Below are 18,496 nucleotides of genomic sequence, written 5' to 3'. Positions count from 1 at the left end.
GGGAGCGTTGGATTTAATTTGCTCGTCTCTCGTTCCGCGCGCGCATCGGCTCCGTTCTTGGTAGGATAGCCTGGAAAAACCGACACCATCGCAACAGGAGGCTGCACATGGCGAAAACGCGCATCGGCATTTTGGGTTACGGGAACTTGGGCAGGGGCGTGGAGCTGGCCTGCCGGCAGAACGACGACATGGAGTTCGCGGCGCTGTTCACGCGGCGCGACCCGGCGACCGTGAAGCCTTTGACCGAGGGCGTGGCCGTGCACGCCGCCGACGACTTGGCGGCCCATGCGGACGACGTGGACGTGCTCGTTCTGTGCGGCGGCAGCGCGAGCGACCTGCCCGAGCAGACGCCGGCGTGCGCGAGCCTGTTCAACGTGGTGGACTCGTTCGACACCCACGCGAACATCCCCGTCCACTTCGCGAACGTGGACGTGGAGGCGAAGGCAGGTGGCAAGGTGGCCGTGATCTCGGCCGGCTGGGATCCGGGCATGTTTTCGCTCGCGCGCCTGTACGCGAACAGCATCCTGCCCGAAGGGCGCGACTACACGTTCTGGGGGCGCGGCGTCTCGCAGGGGCACAGCGACGCCATCCGCCGCATCGAGGGCGTGGCCGACGCCCGCCAGTACACGGTGCCCGTGCCCGAGGCCCTCGAGGCCGTGCGGGCCGGAGAGAACCCCGAGCTCACCACGCGTCAGAAGCACACGCGCGAATGCTACGTGGTGGCGAAGGAGGGTGCCGACAAGGCGGCCATCGAAAAGGCCATCGTGGAGATGCCGAACTACTTCTCCGACTACGACACCACGGTGACGTTCGTCACGCAGGAGGAGCTCGACCGCGACCACGCCGGCATTCCGCACGGCGGCTCGGTCATCCGCTCGGGCGTGACGGGGACGGGTGGCGAGCACGCGCACGTGGTGGAGTACTCGCTGAAGCTGGACTCCAACCCCGAGTTCACCGGCAGCGTGCTCGTGGCATGCGCCCGCGCGGTGCACCGCCTTGCCCGCGAGGGGCAGACGGGCTGCAAGACGCTGTTCGACATCCCGCCCGCGTACCTGTCGCCCCTGAGCGGCGAGGAGCTGCGCGCGAGCATGCTGTAGAGGCGCTGGGGCGGCCCGGCAGGGCGAAGCGGTTGACGACGGACGGGCTTCGGCCCGTCCGTTTGCTTTCTGTACCGAAAGAGGTACAGCTGGTACACTGGTGTTCCGTTATGCCGCGCCATCGAAGGGACGTCCTATGCCGGTCAACCGCCAGAAGCTCAAGCTGCTGTACCTTATGAGGATGCTGCTGGAGGAGACCGACGCCGAGCGGGGGCTCACCATGCCGCAGCTCATCGAGCGGTTGGAGGAGCTGGGCGTGTCGGCCGAGCGCAAGTCCGTCTACCGCGACCTCGAGGCGCTGCGCGAGTTCGGCCTGGACGTGCGCACGCTTTCTCGCCAGCCGGTGGAGTACGCCGTCGTGGGCCGCGAGTTCGCCTTTCCGGAGCTGCTGCTGTTGGTGGACGCGGTGCAGAGCTCCCGCTTCCTCACGCAGCGCAAAAGCGACGCGCTCGTGCGGAGCGTGAAACGGCTGGCGCCTGCGCGGCAGCGCAAGCTGCTGGACAAGCGCCTGCACGTGGAGGGGCGCATCAAGACGCAGAACGAGTCGGTGTTCGCGAACGTCGACCGCATCCAAGAGGCCATGGCGCGGCGTCGGAAGATATCGTTTCTCTACTTCAAGTACGACGCGGCGAAGCGGCGGGTCATGCAGCACGGCGGCGCGCGCTACGTGGAGACGCCCGTGCGGCTCGTGTACTCCGACGGCTACTACTATCTGGTGGCGTACAACGAGAAGCACGACGGCTTCCCCAGCTACCGCGTGGATCGCATGGACGAGATCGAGGTGACGGGCGAGCCCGCGTGCCGGAACGTCCGCGTCGCGGGCTTCGACGTGGAGGAGATGGCGAGCCGCGCGTTCGGCATGTACGACGGCGAGCCGGTGCGCGCCACGCTGCTGGCCACCGACGAGGCCATGGGCGCGGTGATCGACCGGTTTGGCGAAGACGTGGAATCGCTGCCTGCGGGGGAAGGGGTCGCGCACGTCTACGTGGCGGTCGCTGCGAGCCCCGCGTTCTTCGGGTGGCTCGCGCAGTTCGGCGACCGCCTGCGCATCGAGAAGCCGAAGTCGCTCGCGCGGGAGTACCGGGACTACCTGCGGGGAATACTGGAAGCGTACGAGTAGCGAGCGGCTAGAGCAGCACGACGGCGAGGGAGACGGCCGCCAGCAGGACGCCCGCCCCGCGCGCCCAGGCAAGCTCGCTTTTCGAGAGGCCGTACATGCTGCCCCGCAAGCGGCGACGAAGCGGGGGAGCGGGCTTCGCGTGCCGCGGCGCGGAGGTTCGCACGACGCTTACCTGACAGGCGGCGCTCGGGTCGAACTTCAGGATCACGGCTTCCGTCGCCGTCTTTTTCCAGCGTGCGGCCTCTCCCATGTCCTCTTCCTTTCCCTCGGCTTGCGCCGGTGCGTTTGCACGGCGCGCGTTCTCGCTGCTGTGCAGGATATACGCCGAAGGCAGGTTCATGTGTACCGAAAAGGGGACAGCTGGAATAATAAAGGGGGTTCTTGGCAGAAAAGCCGCATCGAATACCGCCGCGCCCGCTCTCGGCGGACTTCGCTGTTGCGGCAGGCGCCTGCTAGCCGGCGAGTTCCACGGTGTGCAGGGGCTTGTACACGGCCCCTTCGCGTTCCAGCGTGCTTTTGAACAGCGTGACCGCGACGGCCTCGTCGTCGCGCGGGAACGCGAGCGGCGGCAGGTCCCTTTTCGGAATGCGGGCCCGCCGGGCGAGGGTCACATGCGGCTTGAACGGCTTCTCGTCGAAGGCGAGGCCGCGCGCCGACAGCTCGTCGCGGAGCCGGGCGGCAAGGTTCATGAGCGCGGGGTCGGCCGCGATGCCCAGCCAGAGGGTGGCGTCGCTCGCGCGCCCGAACTTGCCCAGGCCGTCGCTTCTCACGGGGATGGGCGGAACCGCCTCGCAGGCGGCGTCGACGGCCTGGGTCGCCGCGGCGACGTCCGTCCCGTCGATCTCTCCCAGGAAGGCGAGCGTCAGGTGGTAGGTCTCCTTCGGCAGGAAGCGGCCTTCGACCGAGGCGCTCAGGTGGCGGGCAAGGGCCGCCACGTCGAAGGCGAAGCCCTCCGGCAGCTGCAAAGCGACGAACGTTCTCACGGCGGCCTCCTGTAGGACTGCTCCGGCGCGCGGCTTCTACGCCGCTCGCACGCGCGTATGCGAGGCATCCGGAAGGGGCGGCAACGCATGCCCCTCGGGCCTGACGCGGCGCGCCGGGCGGGCTATTCCTTCCCTGACCAGCAGTAGGTGCAGATCTTCTCCCGGTCGATGCCGATGGCCTCCAGCATGCCGTCGAGCGACTGGTAGCCCAGCGAGTCGAAGCCCATCTTCTCGCAGATAGACTTCAGCATGCACGCTCCGCGCTCGGTGGAGCTGTCGGCGTACTCGTCCAGGTGCTGCTGGCCCTCGTCGCCCTCGAGCTCCTGGATCACGCGGCGGGCGATGAGCTCCATCTCGGAGCGGCTGCGCGAGAAGCTCAGGTACTTGCAGCCGAACATGATGGGCGGGCAGGCCGAGCGCATGTGCACTTCGGAGGCGCCGCATTCGTGCAGGTAGTTCACCGTTCCCTGCAGCTGCGTGCCGCGCACGATGGAGTCGTCCACGAACATGAGCCTTTTGTCGCGGATGAGCTCGGGCACGGGGATGAGCTTCATCTTGGCCACGCGGTCGCGCACGTCCTGGTTCGTGGGCATGAACGAGCGGGGCCACGTGGGGGTGTACTTGATGAACGGGCGGCCGAAGGGGGCCTTGCTCTCGGTGGAGTACCCGATGGCGTGCGGCACGCCCGAGTCCGGCACGCCGGCCACGTAGTCCACGTCGGGCACGCCGCCAGCGGCCGCCTCGTCGCGGGCCATGATCGCGCCGTTGCGGTAGCGCATGACCTCCACGTTCACGCCTTCGTAGTTCGAGTTGGGGTAGCCGTAGTACACCCATAGGAAGGCGCAGATCTTCATTTGGGTTCCCGCGGGGGAGATGGTCTCGTATCCGTCGGCGTCCACGCGGACGATCTCGCCCGGCCCCAGCTCGTACTCGTCGTCGTAGCCCAGCTTGTGGTAGGCGAACGACTCGAACGAGATGCAGAAGCCCTCGCCGTTCTTGCCGATGAGCACGGGCAGGCGGCCCACCTTGTCGCGCGCTGCGATGATCTGGCCGTCGCTGGTCATGATGAGCAGCGTGAGCGAGCCTTCGACGACCTCTTGGGCGAACTTGATGCCCTCGGCGAAGCTGCCCCTCTGGTTGATGAGCGCGGCGACGAGCTCCGTGGTGTTCACCGCTCCCGAGCTCATGGCCATGAACTGCTTGCCGCCTTGCTCGAAGTAATCCTTCACCAGCTGTTCGGCGTTGTTGATGGCGCCCACGGTGGTGATGCCGAACGTGCCCAGATGCGAACGCACGAGCAGCGGCTGCGGGTCGGTGTCGCTGATGCAGCCGATGCCGCTGCAACCGTGGAACCCGGGCAGGTCGTCCTCGAAGCGGGTGCGGAACGGCGTGTTCTCGATCGAGTGGATCTCGCGTTGGAAGCCAGCCTCGCTGTCGTGGAAGATCATGCCCGCACGCCGCGTCCCCAGATGCGAGTGGTAGTCCACGCCGAAAAACACGTCCAGCACCACATCGTGATGTGATGCGGCCCCGAAGAATCCGCCCATTGGTAGCCTTTCGCCTTGCCTGTTGCCTGTTGTGCCAACGAAGGTATCAGTATAAAGCTCCCCGTGCGCAGTTGGGGAGAGATAGCCCGACGATTCGCGGTTTCTGCACGAGTGGCTGCACGAGCGGCGTCTACGAGGTCGCCGCCGACGGGCTCTTTTTCTCGGGCACCAGGAAGATGAACGCGAGCGAGCTGATCAGCAGCAGGAACGGGTAGAACAGAAACGGGATGATCTGGAACGCCGATACCGCATGCCCCAGCTCCGCAGCGGCCGAGATGGCCACGAGCATCTGCGCGCCGTAGGGGAGGATGCCCTGGAACACGCACGAGAACGTGTCCAAAAGCGATGCCGTCTTGCGCTTCGTGATGCCGTAGGTCTTCGCCATGTCGGCTGCGATGGGGTTCGAGATGACGATGGCCACGGTGTTGTTCGCGGTGGCGATGTCCATGGCGCCCACGAGCAGGCCCATGCCCAGCTGGCCGCCCTTCTTGCTCTTGAACAGGCTCTTGATGCCGTTCAGCAGCGCCACGAACCCGCCGTACTCGCGGATGAGCGCGCAGATGGCCGACACCAAGAGCGCCACCATCGTCGTCTCGAACATGCCCGCGGCGCCCGAGCCCATGTTGGCCAGCAGGTCGGTGGCGGCGGTGGCGCCCGTGGCCACCATGATGATGGAGCCCGACAGGATGCCCAGCAACAGCACGACGAACACGTTCACGCCGACGATGCCGCCGACGAGCACGATGAGGTAGGGGACGAGCTGGATCAGGTCGTACTCGTGCACGACGCTGCCGCCGAGGTCGGTGCCGAACGACAGCACGAGGATGATGGTGAGCGACACGAGCGCCGCCGGCAGGGCGATCTTGAAGTTCTCGCGGAACTTGTCCTTCATCTGGCAGCCTTGGCCCTGGCAGGCCGCGATGGTGGTGTCGGAAATGAACGAGAGGTTGTCGCCGAACATGGCGCCGCCCATGACGCTGGCCACGCACAGCGGCAGGCTGAAGCCGGACGCGGACGACACCGCCACGGCGATGGGCGTGATCAGCGTGATGGTGCCCACGGACGTGCCCATCGACAGCGACACGAAGCAGCTCACCACGAACAGCACCGCCACGGCGAACTGCACGGGAACGACGGAAAGCAGCAGGTAGGCCACGCTTTCGGCGCTGTCGCGACCCACGGTGCCCACGAAGATGCCGGCCACCATGAAGATGAGCACCATGGTGACGATGGTCTTGTCGCCCATGCCGCGGCCCATGATGGACAGCTTGTCGTCGAAGGGCAGCTTGCGGTTCTGGAAGCACGCCACCAAGAGCGCGACGAGGAAGATCACCACGACGGGGATGTTGTAGAAGCCCATGGGAATGCCCATGCCGTACTCGAACAAGATGCCGAGTCCCAGGTACAGCACCAGGAACACCCCGATGGGCAGCAGCGCCTTGACGTTGCCCTTGGGGGCGGCGGCCGCGTTCTTCTCTTCCATGATTCGCATTCCTTCTTGTCGTCGTGCGCGTCGAACGCCGCGCATGGGTACCGTTATGAGACGAGCCCGCCCTTGCGGCGGTCGGTCAGGTGCGCGCCTCTTTGCCGTCCAGCAACGGCGTGAGTTCGCCGTGGGCGAGGATGGTGATCTTGCGGGTGGCGCGCGAGACGGTGGTGTACAGGCGGCGGCGGGCGAGCGGGTCGTCGGGGAACGTTCGCGCGCTGGCGTCGGGCACGATCACCTGGTCGAACTCCAGGCCCTTCGCCAGCTTGAGCGTGATGAGCACCACGCCGCCGTCCGGCAGCTCGTCGTGTTCGCCGACGAGTGCGGGTGCCGCATCGCCCAGCAGCGCTTGCAGACGGCGGGCCTCGTGCTTCCACGGCACGATGACGGCCGTGAGCCCCTCCTCGCCGCGCGCCTGCTCGACGGCGCGGCGCAGCTCGGCGACGTAGCGGGCCTCGTCGGGGCACGCGAGGATGGTCGGCGCCGTGTCGGCGCGCTGGATGGACGAGATGCGCAACCGCTCCTCGCGCTCGAGCAGGCTCGCGAACAGCGCGGTGATCTCGGGGGTGGAACGGTAGCTCGTCATGAGATGGCATTCCTCCACAGGGCCGCGTGCAGCCGAGAACACGGCGCGCACGTCGTCGAACGACGCCGTGTCCGGCGCGATGGCCTGGTTCGGGTCGCCCAGCAGCAGGAAGTGCGCGCGCCTGAAGTAGCGCGCCAGCACGGCGAGCTGCGCGGCGGTGTAGTCCTGCACCTCGTCGACCATCACGTACTTCGCATCCGGGTTGCCCAGGCCCGTGAGCGCCATCTTGAGGTAGAGCCATTCAAGGGGCGCGAGGCCGGGCACGTTCAGCAGGCGCATGCCTATGCGGTCGATGCGCAGCCAGTCGTCGCGCTCGACGGCTTCGAACGCGTTCGCGTAGCGGTCGGTCAGGAAGCGCAGCGCCAGGGCGCGCTCCTCCTGTTCGTCGGCCGGAGCGATGAGCTCGTGGAATATCCGCAGCTGCTCGTCCGTATCCAGAGCCGAGAGCTCGTCGAGCACTTCGTCGGTGGCCGCCATCTGCTTGAGGCGGGTTTCCAGGCGCGCATGCAGTTCCTCGCGCATGAGCGTGACGCGGTGCGGGCCAGCCGGGATGCGGCTGAACTTCGCCGCGACCTTGCGCACCTGGTCCGCGGAGACGAGCCGGGTGTCGGCGCAGCGGATGTCCTTGAAGTCGTTGGCGTCGAACTCGAAGGCGGCGACGGCGTCGTCTATGCGCGCCAGCGCCTCGAGGGGCACGTTGACATCCCCGCTGCCGCGATCGGGCGGCAACAGCTTTTTCGCGAACTCGTCCCAGGTGAGGGTTTCGGGGTTGCGCTCGCCCAAGTCGGGAAGCACGCCTGCGATGTAGTGTTCGAACACCGGGTTCGGCGTGACGAGGAACACCTCGGAGGGGTCCAGGCTACCCCGGTTCTGGTAGAACAGGTAGGCTATGCGCTGCAGCAGCACGCTGGTCTTGCCGCTGCCGGCGATGCCGCTCACCAGCAGCACGGGCACGTCCTCGTGGCGCACGACCAGGTTCTGCTCCTTTTGGATGGTGGCGGTGATGGCCTGCATCTGCGCCGTGCGCCGCTTGGAGAGCGACGCGAGCAAGAGCGAGTCCTGGATGGCGACGCTCGTGTCGAAGTAGGCGCGCAGGCGGTCCTCCTCGATGTCGAACTGGCGGCGCAGCTTGAGGTCGGCCGTGATGGTGCGCCCGTCGGCTTGGTAGGACGTGCGGCCGTTGTCCTGGTTGTAGTAGGTCTCCGCGACGGGGGAGCGCCAGTCCACCACGAGCCGGCGGTAGTTCTCGTCGGAGATGCCGGCGTTGCCGATATAGAGCTCCTTCGGCTCCTGGCCGGGCTTGAACTGCAGGATCACCTTCGCGAAGTACGGCTGCTTCAGCAGCAGCTGGACCTTGGCAAGTTCCTCGGCGTTGGCATCTTGCGCCAGGTTGTAGCCGTCGATCACCCGGTTCATGGCCGCGAAATCCGCGTAGGTCTCCATGGCGTCGGCGTAGGTGGCCAGGTTGGGCGCCAGCTCCTCCGCCATGGCCTTCTTGTCGGCCGCCGCCTCTTGGCGCGCCTTCTCCATCTGCCGCACGAGGTTGCGCCCGATGGCTTGGAGCGTGCCGTAGGTTTCGGAGAGATGGCGCTGCTCTTCGGCGAAGATCGGGTCGTCGGCCTGGTCAGAGGGGCTTTCGCTTGGGGGCGCGGCGCTGGTGCCGACGTTGGTGCCAGCGCCGACGTTCTCGCCGAGTTCTTGGGCCAGGCTGTCCGGCGTCGGGTATGCCGCCTGACCTGTTGGCGGTTTTTCGAGCGTTTGTTTCGAGTCGATCTGCAAAGGTTCTCCTCGGGTTCTCCGTCGTGCGTCGCGTCAAAGATATCGCTGTGCATTGTATCGGATTCTCGCACGGGAGTGTGCAAGGCGAACCCGATTGAAGCGTTCGCGCGATGCGGCGACACTGAAGCCCCCTGTCATCCTGAGCGGAGCGCCGTAGGCGCGGAGTCGAAGGATCTTCAGCGCCAAAGAAGCTCGACGGCACGTTGGGCTGCTAGAAGATCCACTCATCCAAGTCGGCGGAGAGGGCCCGCAGGCTGGTTTTCGTCCAGCTGTCCCGTTTGCGGTACAGCTGGAAATTCATTCCGTGGCATACTGCCCAGCAAGAGAAAGAAGAGGGCATTGTTTGGAGGGAAGGTGGCCGGAATGGAGAGCGCGCGCAGTCCGCTGATCGAGAAGCTGCACGAGGATCGGACCGATATGGCCAGGTACCGGGAATGGAAGCGGGGCGAGGACAGAAGGATGCTCGAGGCGATCGAAGCAAAGGGCGAGGTGGTCGCCGATTTGCTGGCCGCCTACGACGCCCGGCACGCGGCGTTGGTTCGCTTCATGGAGTCCGGGCGTTGTCGCGACGCCTCGACCGCTCGGGGCTCCTGTCCGCCGCTGCGGCGCTGAACGGGGCCGGCCGAATTTCGCTATACTTCTCGTGAAGGCGGGCACGGGTTTGCTCGTGCGGTGGAGCGGAGGCGGCGGATGGCGGGAACGTTGCGGGATGCGGTGTACGGTGCGGCGGTGGGCGACGCTTTGGGCGTGCCCTACGAGTTTCGGCGGCGCGACGAGTTCGCATGCACGGGCATGGCAGGCGGCGGCGCGCACGACCAGCCAGCGGGCACGTGGTCGGACGACACGTCGCTTCTGCTGGCGACCTGCGACAGCCTGCGCGAGTGCGGCGGGAAGGTACGCGTGGACGATCTGCGCCGGCGCTTCTGCGACTGGATGCGCGACGGACGATACACGCCCGACGGCTTCTGCTTCGATATCGGCAACGCCACGGCCAGGGCGCTCACCGAGGGGAAGGGGTGCGTGGACGTAAGAAGCAACGGCAACGGATCGCTCATGCGCATCGCGCCGCTGGCGTTCGCGGATGCGAGCGACCGCGACGTCGCCGAGGCATCGGCCGTAACGCACGCCCATCGTGTGTCCGTAGATGCATGCGTGTCGTTCGTCCATATCGCACGCGACCTCGCTGCCGGCGTGCCTGCGCGCGAGGCCGTGGAATGCAACGCGCCTGAGGGCGAGGAATTCTCGCGCGTGGGCCGCGTGGGCGAGTTGCCGCGCTGCGAGGTGGAGTCGAGCGGCTACGTGGTGCACACGCTGGAGGCGTCGCTATGGTGCCTGCTGAACACGGACGATTACGCCGCCTGCGTGCTGGCCGCCGTCAATCTGGGCGACGACAGCGACACGACCGCCTGCGTGGCCGGCGCCTTAGCGGGCATGGTCTACGGTGCGGAGTCGATCCCACAAGAGTGGCTCGCAACCCTTCGCAGGAAGGATCTGATCGAGGCATGCCTGTTCTGACGCGTGAAACCCTAGCTGACCCAGCGCCCCTAAAGGCATTCATGACTTTCGGAATGGGATCGAAGCTGTGTTTGGGCGTGTGTCTGAAAGAGCTTGTCTCGATAACCACCGCAACACGCATTCTGGAGGTCATTCCTTAGGGGCGGGGCTTACCCCGCCCGCTCTACTTGGGAATACAAGCCTTGTTGAACGGGCAGAGCAAGATCAGACCCTGCGAAGAGCGTTCTGGCAGGGTTTTTGATGCAGTCTCTTCAATTTGCAGAGATGCCGCCATGCTGCAAGCCCTTGCTTCCGAAGTTACGCGATAACTGCCGACTCGCTGGCGCTATCCCCGCTTCGAGCCCTGCCGGCTGATACCGCCCTTGTGACCCGACGCCTTGTTCGGACCCCTTCCAGCGCGCGGAACGCGGTTGGGTTTGGGCGGCAAAGGACGCTCGGCAGCATTCGACCTCTTACTCATGCGGCTTAGACCAGCTTGCCCTTGCAGTGGTCGATGCCGTGCTGGATGATCTGCGCCGTCCATCCGGTGAAGTCCTTCTTGCGGGCAACGAGTTCGCCGTCGATCAGCTCGTCGTAAGCGATCTTGACGCGGTCATAGCGCGTCACCTTGGATTCGGCTTCCAGCGAAAGGCACCCCTCGACGGCTTTGAACGCCCCCAGCGCCTGCAAAAGCCGCGGGTTGTACATAACGTGCGGCTGATCGTCGTCGTCCAAGTAAGCGATGATGCACGTCGCGGAGCCGATCTGGTTAGCCGCCAAGCAAGCGGCCCCCTCCATCGACGTCAACGTTTCCACAAGGTCATCTGCCACCTGCGCGTCATCAGCCGTGGCAGGGGTGCACACCTGCGAGAGGATAACCTCGTCTTTTATAAGTTCTTTGATCATGATGTTCCCCTTAGGAATAGGTTTCTTTCCATGACGTCGCCCCCCTTGGGAGCCGCGTTGGTTTCGTTTGGCAAGAATTCTACCACGAAGGAACGCGAGGTCGGAGCGTCAGTTCTCGAACGAGCATGCGGCGAAAGCTCGTATCGCTCGAGCGTGATGCGGCCGCATTGGCGCCTAAAGTGAGACAGTGCTGTCCGAGTAGCGGTCGGGACGACGGTTTCTGGGTAGTACTTTGCGCCGTGGGCTTTTATGAAAAAATCTATTCACATTTCGAGCTTGTCAGACTAGAAGGATTCCGCCAAAGACCTGATAGTTTCACGGGCTGATACTCTTGCTGACATGATTTCGCGAACCGTGTTCGCGATTTGGTCTCGGACAGATTTCTTTCGGGGAACAGGAAGTATAACTTCGGGAAAACGATTGCCAAGAGTGTCGATAATATCTCTGGTGAATTGCTTTGCACGAATCTGCCTCTTCACGATATAGCTATTCAGTAGAGCCATAAGCAGGTTTTCATTCAAATATTCTCTGTCAAGACATCTTATTTTAATCAGACCGCCGCAGAATAGAATTCGAGTATCTTTATCAGTCAGTAAACATGTACTTCCAATTAAATACGATCCATCGCGAACAAGGAGAATATCGCCGGACATAACATCTTCGCCGTCTTTATATTCGTCATATATTTCTTGCGAAACACATTGCTTAACATTGTGCTTTAGTTCCCAATTTGAGAAATCCGTGGTCCTGATAAAAGGGATATCTCCGGTATCGTAGGCCATTTTTCCAATTTCGTCGCCGGTAGAAAGCTCCAGAATTCTTTTGGAGATTAAATCAGAGACGCTAAAAAGATCGCATGTGCTTGATAGCCTTTTCAGGTCAGAGGTGATCGATGGGTCGTAATACTTTGGAATATAAATATTGTCTACAACGTTAGAGGACGACATTACATAAGTCGAAGCGTTGCCAAACTCCAAAGCGCTTGTGTCGGCGACAAGCAGGCGCTTCGCCTCCTCAAAACTAAGGGAAGTGAACTCATGAAAAGGCAGTGCGCTTTCTGCTGCTAAGGAATCTTCAATGAGCTTAGGAAACTGCTTGATGAGCATGCGGTTGGTTACACGCGTGCTTTGTTGAATCCTTAGCTTTTCACAGATACCTTGAGATGTTTTCTCATCTGGAAGAGAAATGACGATTTCACGATATCTGTTTCCGATGGTATCGATAATGTCCGCTGTAAATTGGAACGAGCGTATCTGTCTCTGCACAATCGGAGAATTCAGCGAAAGGAAAAGCTCTTCTGATGAGATTAAGGAGTCATCAATGACCCTAAATTTCAATATATGAGATTGGTACAGGATAGGTAAGTCCATTTCTTGTACCAAGCAAGTTACTCCGATTAGATACGAACCATCCTTCACCATAAGTATGTCGCCAGGGCGAACGTCTTGTTTTTGAGCATATTGTTTATAGATTTCATATGAGACGCCTTGCTTAGGGATAGCTTTGATCTCCCAATTAGAGATATCTGATGTTCGTACAAACGGAATATCTCCCGTTCCGTAGGCCATCTTACCGATTTCATCGCCTGTTTTTACCTCAACAATACCGCTATCAATGAGATCGCCAAGAACGAAGACGCGTCTGCCCTGATTGAAAGCAGCTAAATCTCGCTTCAATTCAGTGTCGTAATATTTCGGTATAAAAATGTCGTCTTTTATCTCTTTTGAAGAGATGGCAAATGAAAGCATTAGTTTTCCCCGTGCATTAATTCGTTGTATTGAGCAGCAACTAAAGGGATATCATCCAGTATCATTTCCTTACCGTTCGCATCGTAAATTGCGGTTTTATTGCCCCTGCTGTCATGTCCGCACCATTTGGTTTGGCACATAAAAATGTCGTAGTCGCCAATTTCTTCCAAGGTCACGCCGTTCTTAAATTTTTCGCAAACAAGAACGCAACACTTGGCATGAGTTTCAGGTTGAAATACTTCTTCTGGCAGTGTGACGACAGCAAGGATTTTTGCACGCTTTCGTATGTAGTCAACGACATACCTGTATTTCGGCATACCGAAGACACTCTCAAGTAGGACGATGCCTAGCTTGCCGCCCGGCTTGAGCAAATCAAGGCATCTCTCGATAAACAAAATCTGCGGGGGTTGCTTGTCATAGCGTTTACCTTTTTGGTAAACATCGTTTTCATCCTTTGTCCAACGATGACCGAGATCGTATTTGGCAAGAATTGACTCTGAATCAATTGAAAGCTTCTTGCCGAACGGAGGATTGGTGACAACAACATCAAAAGTTCCAATCTTGATGTCATTCTGAGTTTCCGAAGACCAATCTGCGGGAGCATCAAGGGAATTCTCGCAATGGATGCCCCCTCTGCCATCGCCGAGAATGGCAAGATAAGCTTTGGCGACTTTGCTCAAAAAACTGTCTTTGTCGATTCCAAAAAAGTTTTTGATAGCAACCCTTTGTTTTTCTGCCTCGATTTCATGATAAGGCCAATTCAGTTCTTTGCCGCGTTCTTCGGTCTTTCGCCAAACGTATCTGAGCGTTTCGACCAAGAATCCGCCGCTTCCACATGCAGGGTCTAGAATTTTGTCATCTGGCCCTGGATCGACAATATTGACTACCATTTCCACGACATTACGCGGGGTAAAAAATTGTCCTTGCCCACCTTTAAGGGAAGGGCCAATGAATACCTCGAAAGCTGCCCCTACGGCATCTCTGGAGCTTTCCTGTAGGCTATAAAGCTGCAATTCTCCAACTATATATCGCAAGCTTTTTGCATCAATCGTTAGAGAATCCTCTTCGTGGATTACATCCTTATACTGTTTTTTAACTTGAGCAAAAAGCTTCAAGATTCGTTTTTGAATGTCTTCCGGTTTTTCGTCGAGACCCGCACGAAAGCTGACGATGTCATCAGGCTTCGTAAAACGCTCGTCGTAAATTTTGCAAAAAATGAGATTGATCATCTGTGATGCAAACGTCTCATCTCGAGTGATGCCGACAGTGTTGGCGGCAAGATAGTTCCTTATCGCCCTAAAGGTACTTTTCAAATTTTCTGCAGTACGAAGGTCCTTTCGACGAAACTTTCCTAAATCCTCGATTCTCTCACCATAAAGGGGAATATTCGGGATTTCTTCGAACTCAACTTTGCCGTCATGCTCGATTTTTCTTAGGTACATCTTTTCGCTGCCGTTGAACCAAACGCCAAGAGCGGCTTTTGACAAGCGCATGTAGTCTTGAAGCTGGGTTTTTCCGTCCTTCCTGTTTTTCTTCTTGCACTCGACGACAATGTATAAGGATTCGTCATTGTGCTGCTCACCCGAGAAGACGGCGATATCAACGGGGTATTCCTTTTTTGTGTCTGATGGGCGAACCTTTACCCTCCACTGGGGTCTGGTTTGAACATGCGATTTGGGATAGCCGTAATCCTCAACTAAGATTTTTGAGAACGGTTGTACCGCTTCCGATTCTTCCGGGGTATTTTTTACGAGTTGTCCAGAAATGTAGTCCTGGATTCTATCTTCGGTATCAGCCATATCTAGCCCTTATGTCGACGTCAATCAAATCAAATCATTATACATTTATCAATTGATCTCGATGCAAGAAGTCGAAGACCGGCATTGTAGTCATTGCAATCAGAATAACGGGGCATCTATACTGTTCAAAGAAGAACCAAAAGACCGCCATGACCCTGTAGGACTGGGGCGGTGGACGCCTCAGGAGGCGCTAGATCAAATTATAGCTCAGCAACCGCGATGGTGGCGAATCGTCGTCCGGCTCTCGCCGATGGCCAGCATTGCAAATAGCCGAACTTGACGGGGGCGTCTGCGAGGTTGGGATTGCTGGCCAGGTGGATGATCGCGGCGCGTTTGAGGAGCCGCGAAGGTGGACAAGCGCGCGCCCGGAGCCCACAGACGGCCCAGGCGATCAAGACCTGGCAGGATATGGCGGAGCAGATCGCTAGCGGCGTGATCTCCGAGGAGGAGTACGAGTCCTGGAAAGTCTGCTTCAAGATGTAGCAAGCTTCTCGATCGCCAGCCCCTTCGTGTGGGGCCCCGTGGGGCTCCTTTTCATTTGCGCGCATCTATTTCCGGGCCTGTTCCCGACCGTTCTTGCAACTATTTCCCGTGTCGGAGAGGCGGATTCCGCTGTTTCGAAGGAATCAAGGGAATAATTGAAGGTGTGCGAAAGCCCGTCTCAAAACCTTGAAACAGACGTTTTCGCGACTTTTTTCTGAAATTCATTCGTAAGTATCGACCCGTGTAAACATGTTTTCGACGGTCTAGAAAACAGGAGCGCCTACCAAGTGCCTACTAAGTGACTACTAATGAAGCGAAAAATCGCCCTCTTGGAACCCTTTTGGGAATAATTGGTGCAAACCACTCGTCCATGCTTTGGTGCCTCTTGTTACCTAGTATGCTCCCGTGGAATGACAAGGTGACGCATGGAGATAAAATCCGCAGTTCGAAAGGCATAAAAATACCCCCGTATTGCGCTTGCCTCAGAGTATCGATTCTTATTTATTCTCAGATATTGCGGGCGATTTGTTCCTGTTTGTGGATTAGGCGGCACTCCATGCTACGCCTGATAAAGGGTGCTAATAAGGATAAAACCACTACTCTATTCCCATTCGATTGTCGCGGGGGGCTTACTGGTGATGTCGTAAGCGACCCGGTTGACTCCCGGGACTTCGGCCACGATGCGGCCGGACACCCTTGCTAGCACGTCGTACGGCAGCTTGGCCCAATCCGCTGTCATGGCGTCGGAGCTTTCCACGGCTCGGAGGATGATGGGATAGGCGTACGTCCGCTCGTCGCCCATGACACCGACGCTTTTGATGTCGGGGAGCACGGCGAAGTATTGCCATACGCTGCGCTCGCTGTTGCGGTCACCGGTTTCCTCGAAGATGCGGGCGTTGTAGGCGTCCAGTTCCTCGCGGACGATGGCGTCGGCGTTCTTCAGGATCTCCAGTTTCTCGCGCGTCACCGTGCCGATGATGCGGATGGCGAGTCCCGGTCCCGGGAAAGGTTGGCGATGCACGATGTGGTCGGGCAGGCCCAAAGCCGTGCCCAGCGCGCGCACCTCGTCCTTAAAGAAGTGGTCCAACGGCTCGATCAGGTCGAAATGCACACCCTCGGGGAAGGGAATCAGGTTGTGGTGGCTTTTGATGGTGCTTGCTTTTCCGCCGGTCTTGCGGGCGCCGCTCTCGATGATGTCGGGGTAGATGGTGCCTTGGGCCAGGAACTTCACGCCGTCCAGATCCTGCGCGACGGAGAAGAACTCCTTCCAGAACTGCGAGCCGATGATGCGGCGCTTCTGCTCGGGCTCGACGACGTCGGCCAATAGCGCGGCGTAACGGTCCTCGGCGTGCACGTGCACGAAGTCCACGTCGAACTGCTTCGTGAACACCTCTTCCACTTCCTCGGGCTCGTTCTTGCGCAGCAGGCCGTGGTTAACGAAAACGCAGGTGAGCTGCTTGCCGATGGCGCGTGCGCACAGCGCGGCCACCACCGACGAGTCCACGCCACCCGATAGGCCCAAGATCACGCGGTTCGTGCCCACCTGCTCGCGGATGGCCGCCACCGAGTCCTCGATGATGGAGTCCATCGTCCAAGACGGCTCGAGGCCGCAGATGTCGAACAGGAAGTTCCTCAGCAGCTCGTCGCCATGAGGCGTGTGGCGCACTTCAGGATGGAATTGCGTCGCGTACAGCCGCCGTTCTGCGCATTCCATCGAGGCTATGGGGCACGTGTCGGTCGAGGCCGTCACCGTGAAGTCCTCCGGCGCTTGCGCCACGGCGTCGCGGTGGCTCATCCACACCGTCTGCTCGACGGGCGTCTCGCCGTACAGCTTGGATGCGCCCTCGTCGCACCTCGTCAGGGAAGCCGCGCCGTACTCGCCCTTCTCTGTGTGGCCCACGGAGCCGCCCAACGTCACGGCCATGATCTGCTGGCCGTAGCAGAAGCCCAGCACCGGAATGCCCAGCTCGAAGATGCCCGGGTCGACGGACGGCGCGTCCTCGGCGTACACGCTGGCCGGTCCGCCCGACAGGATGATGGCCGCCGGCGCGAGCTCCCGCACCTCCGCTGCGCTCACATCGCACGGGACGATCTCCGAGTACACGTGCTGGTCGCGCACGCGGCGGGCGATCAGCTGCCCGTACTGGGCCCCGAAATCAACGACGATAACCTTCTGGTCGGATGGTGCTGCAGCCATGTTTGCTCCTTCGAGTGCGGGCGGGAAGTCGGAAGCGCCCAGCGATCTTTTGTTCGGTGCCATCTTACACGAAAACAAAACCGGCCCGGCGTTCGAGGACCGTCCTGCACGTGTTTTGCACGAGGGAGCGAGGGCGCCCTTCGTTCGCGCCCACCTTCTTCTTGCGCCACAATGCGAGTACAATACTAATACATTGCCGAATCTTGCCTTGTCGGTGGCGAGCTTTGTAAAGAGGTGCACATGAGTGATATAAAGCTTTTCAGTTTGAAGCCCCAGATTCTTTCTGTGGAGCTGAAACCTGTGAAGTTGGAAAAAGAGGTCCAAACCCTTATCGAGAGAAATATGGAAGCCTTTTTCGGCGTAAGATTTCTGAAGAGCGAGTACGTGATTAACCACACGGGCGACTACGAGAACCAGATCGGTCGGATAGACAGTTTGGGAATCGACGAGAACAACTGCCCCATAGTTTTCGAATACAAGCGCGATGCCAATGAAAACGTCATCAACCAAGGTCTGTTCTACTTGGATTGGTTGTTGGATCATCGGGCCGATTATTGGCGGCTTGTTTTTGACGAGTTCGGCAAAGCCGCGGCTGATTCCATCGATTGGTCGTCTCCGGCGGTGTATTGCGTCGCAAGCGCGTTCGGCAAGTACGACCTTCATGCGATCAAGCAGATGAATCGCAACATCCGCTTGATCAGGTACGCCAAAAACGACGATATGATCCTCTTCGAGTTTTTGAATGCTCCTTCTACGGTGGCAGCCGTAGAGGCGTCGTCGAAAAAACAAGCGCCGAAGAGAGCGGGCGACAAAACGTTCGCCGAACAGTACGACGGTGCTCCCGTCGAGCTCAAAGAGGTGGTTGACGAGGTGAGGCAATACATGGCCTCGTTCGGAATGTTTCCGAGAACGAATTGAAGCTCTACCTCGCAATCAAAAAGGCTCGAAACATCGTGTGCGTGGAAGTGAATCAAAAAAGAGTCATCCTGCATCTATCGCTCGACGCTTCGACGGTTGAAGAAACCGAGCTTGTGAGAGATTTCTCCAACAAAGGCCATTGGGGCACGGGGGATGTGGAAGTGGGCCTAAGATCCCTGAAGGAGCTGGAGGAGGTGAAGCCCCTTTTGGAGCGTGCGTACATGGAAAACTAAGTTGTCTTATCTGGGAGATCCTGGACTGCGTTACTTGTCATAGAGCTGTTCGTAAATTGCCCCTCGCCGCTTTCGCATCCTACTTTGTCGCCTATAATGGCCCCTGCGCGTCGGCTTGCC

At 59.9% G+C, this 18,496-nt stretch carries 15 protein-coding genes; 6 read left to right on the top strand and 9 right to left on the bottom strand.

Features of this window, described 5'->3' with window-relative positions; translation table 11 throughout:
* The first annotated feature begins 107 nt into the window (after nucleotides 1-107).
* On the top strand, nucleotides 108-1,097 hold the full coding sequence (locus tag C1878_RS03155; RefSeq protein ID WP_114600258.1) for a diaminopimelate dehydrogenase: 990 nt from the start codon (nucleotides 108-110) through the stop codon (nucleotides 1,095-1,097).
* Between the two features lie 136 nt (nucleotides 1,098-1,233).
* Entirely contained in the window at nucleotides 1,234-2,217 is a 984-nt protein-coding gene (locus C1878_RS03150) for a YafY family protein (RefSeq protein ID WP_114600257.1), read from the top strand.
* 7 nt (nucleotides 2,218-2,224) lie between these two features.
* Here C1878_RS03150 and C1878_RS03145 read toward each other — a convergent pair whose 3' ends face one another.
* The 5 genes from C1878_RS03145 to C1878_RS03125 form a co-directional block, all read right to left on the bottom strand.
* A complete protein-coding gene (locus tag C1878_RS03145; RefSeq protein WP_114600256.1) occupies nucleotides 2,225-2,467 on the bottom strand; it encodes a hypothetical protein in 243 nt (80 codons plus the stop codon).
* 202 nt (nucleotides 2,468-2,669) lie between these two features.
* Nucleotides 2,670-3,200 carry an RNA 2',3'-cyclic phosphodiesterase gene (gene thpR / locus C1878_RS03140; protein WP_114600255.1) on the bottom strand — a complete coding sequence of 177 codons (531 nt, stop codon included), beginning with the start codon at nucleotides 3,198-3,200 and terminating at the stop codon, nucleotides 2,670-2,672.
* Nucleotides 3,201-3,322: 122 nt separating this feature from the next.
* Nucleotides 3,323-4,747 carry an amidophosphoribosyltransferase gene (locus C1878_RS03135; protein ID WP_114600254.1) on the bottom strand — a complete coding sequence of 475 codons (1,425 nt, stop codon included), beginning with the start codon at nucleotides 4,745-4,747 and terminating at the stop codon, nucleotides 3,323-3,325.
* Between the two features lie 130 nt (nucleotides 4,748-4,877).
* Nucleotides 4,878-6,230 carry a Na+/H+ antiporter NhaC family protein gene (locus tag C1878_RS03130; RefSeq protein WP_114600253.1) on the bottom strand — a complete coding sequence of 451 codons (1,353 nt, stop codon included), beginning with the start codon at nucleotides 6,228-6,230 and terminating at the stop codon, nucleotides 4,878-4,880.
* Nucleotides 6,231-6,315: 85 nt separating this feature from the next.
* Complete coding sequence (locus C1878_RS03125) at nucleotides 6,316-8,427, bottom strand: UvrD-helicase domain-containing protein (protein ID WP_241963596.1); 2,112 nt, start codon at nucleotides 8,425-8,427, stop codon at nucleotides 6,316-6,318.
* Between the two features lie 534 nt (nucleotides 8,428-8,961).
* On the opposite strand from C1878_RS03125, the gene C1878_RS03120 reads away from it, so the two are divergent.
* Both C1878_RS03120 and C1878_RS03115 read left to right on the top strand, forming a co-directional pair.
* Nucleotides 8,962-9,210 (top strand): hypothetical protein, encoded by a 249-nt coding sequence (locus tag C1878_RS03120; protein ID WP_147272896.1) that lies wholly within the window; start codon nucleotides 8,962-8,964, stop codon nucleotides 9,208-9,210.
* 78 nt (nucleotides 9,211-9,288) lie between these two features.
* Nucleotides 9,289-10,113 carry an ADP-ribosylglycohydrolase family protein gene (locus C1878_RS03115; RefSeq protein WP_114600251.1) on the top strand — a complete coding sequence of 275 codons (825 nt, stop codon included), beginning with the start codon at nucleotides 9,289-9,291 and terminating at the stop codon, nucleotides 10,111-10,113.
* A gap of 465 nt (nucleotides 10,114-10,578) precedes the next feature.
* On the opposite strand, the gene C1878_RS03110 is transcribed toward C1878_RS03115, so the two are convergent.
* The 4 genes from C1878_RS03110 to guaA all read right to left on the bottom strand — a co-directional run bounded on the left by C1878_RS03110 (nucleotide 10,579) and on the right by guaA (nucleotide 17,225).
* Nucleotides 10,579-10,998 (bottom strand): peptide deformylase, encoded by a 420-nt coding sequence (locus C1878_RS03110; protein ID WP_114600250.1) that lies wholly within the window; start codon nucleotides 10,996-10,998, stop codon nucleotides 10,579-10,581.
* A 284-nt stretch (nucleotides 10,999-11,282) separates the two neighbouring features.
* Nucleotides 11,283-12,746 carry a hypothetical protein gene (locus C1878_RS03105; protein WP_199519276.1) on the bottom strand — a complete coding sequence of 488 codons (1,464 nt, stop codon included), beginning with the start codon at nucleotides 12,744-12,746 and terminating at the stop codon, nucleotides 11,283-11,285.
* Nucleotides 12,746-14,545 carry an N-6 DNA methylase gene (locus C1878_RS03100; RefSeq protein ID WP_114600249.1) on the bottom strand — a complete coding sequence of 600 codons (1,800 nt, stop codon included), beginning with the start codon at nucleotides 14,543-14,545 and terminating at the stop codon, nucleotides 12,746-12,748. Before C1878_RS03100 ends, C1878_RS03105 begins: the two co-directional genes overlap by 1 nt.
* 1,084 nt (nucleotides 14,546-15,629) lie before the next feature.
* Entirely contained in the window at nucleotides 15,630-17,225 is a 1,596-nt protein-coding gene (gene guaA / locus C1878_RS03090; RefSeq protein ID WP_114600247.1) for a glutamine-hydrolyzing GMP synthase, read from the bottom strand.
* 240 nt (nucleotides 17,226-17,465) lie between these two features.
* Between guaA and C1878_RS03085 the strand changes: the two genes are divergently transcribed.
* Nucleotides 17,466-18,143, top strand: a complete 678-nt coding sequence (locus C1878_RS03085) for a DUF91 domain-containing protein (protein WP_199519275.1) — start codon at nucleotides 17,466-17,468, stop codon at nucleotides 18,141-18,143.
* A complete protein-coding gene (locus tag C1878_RS16695) occupies nucleotides 18,140-18,376 on the top strand; it encodes a DUF5655 domain-containing protein (protein ID WP_241963582.1) in 237 nt (78 codons plus the stop codon). The genes C1878_RS03085 and C1878_RS16695 overlap by 4 nt, the downstream gene beginning before the upstream one ends.
* Nucleotides 18,377-18,496 lie beyond the last annotated feature (120 nt).

The sequence above is a fragment of the Gordonibacter sp. 28C genome, from assembly GCF_003339845.1.
In the GTDB taxonomy this organism is placed as follows: Bacteria; Actinomycetota; Coriobacteriia; order Coriobacteriales; family Eggerthellaceae; genus Gordonibacter.
This window is presented reverse-complemented; position numbering and strand designations above follow the sequence as displayed.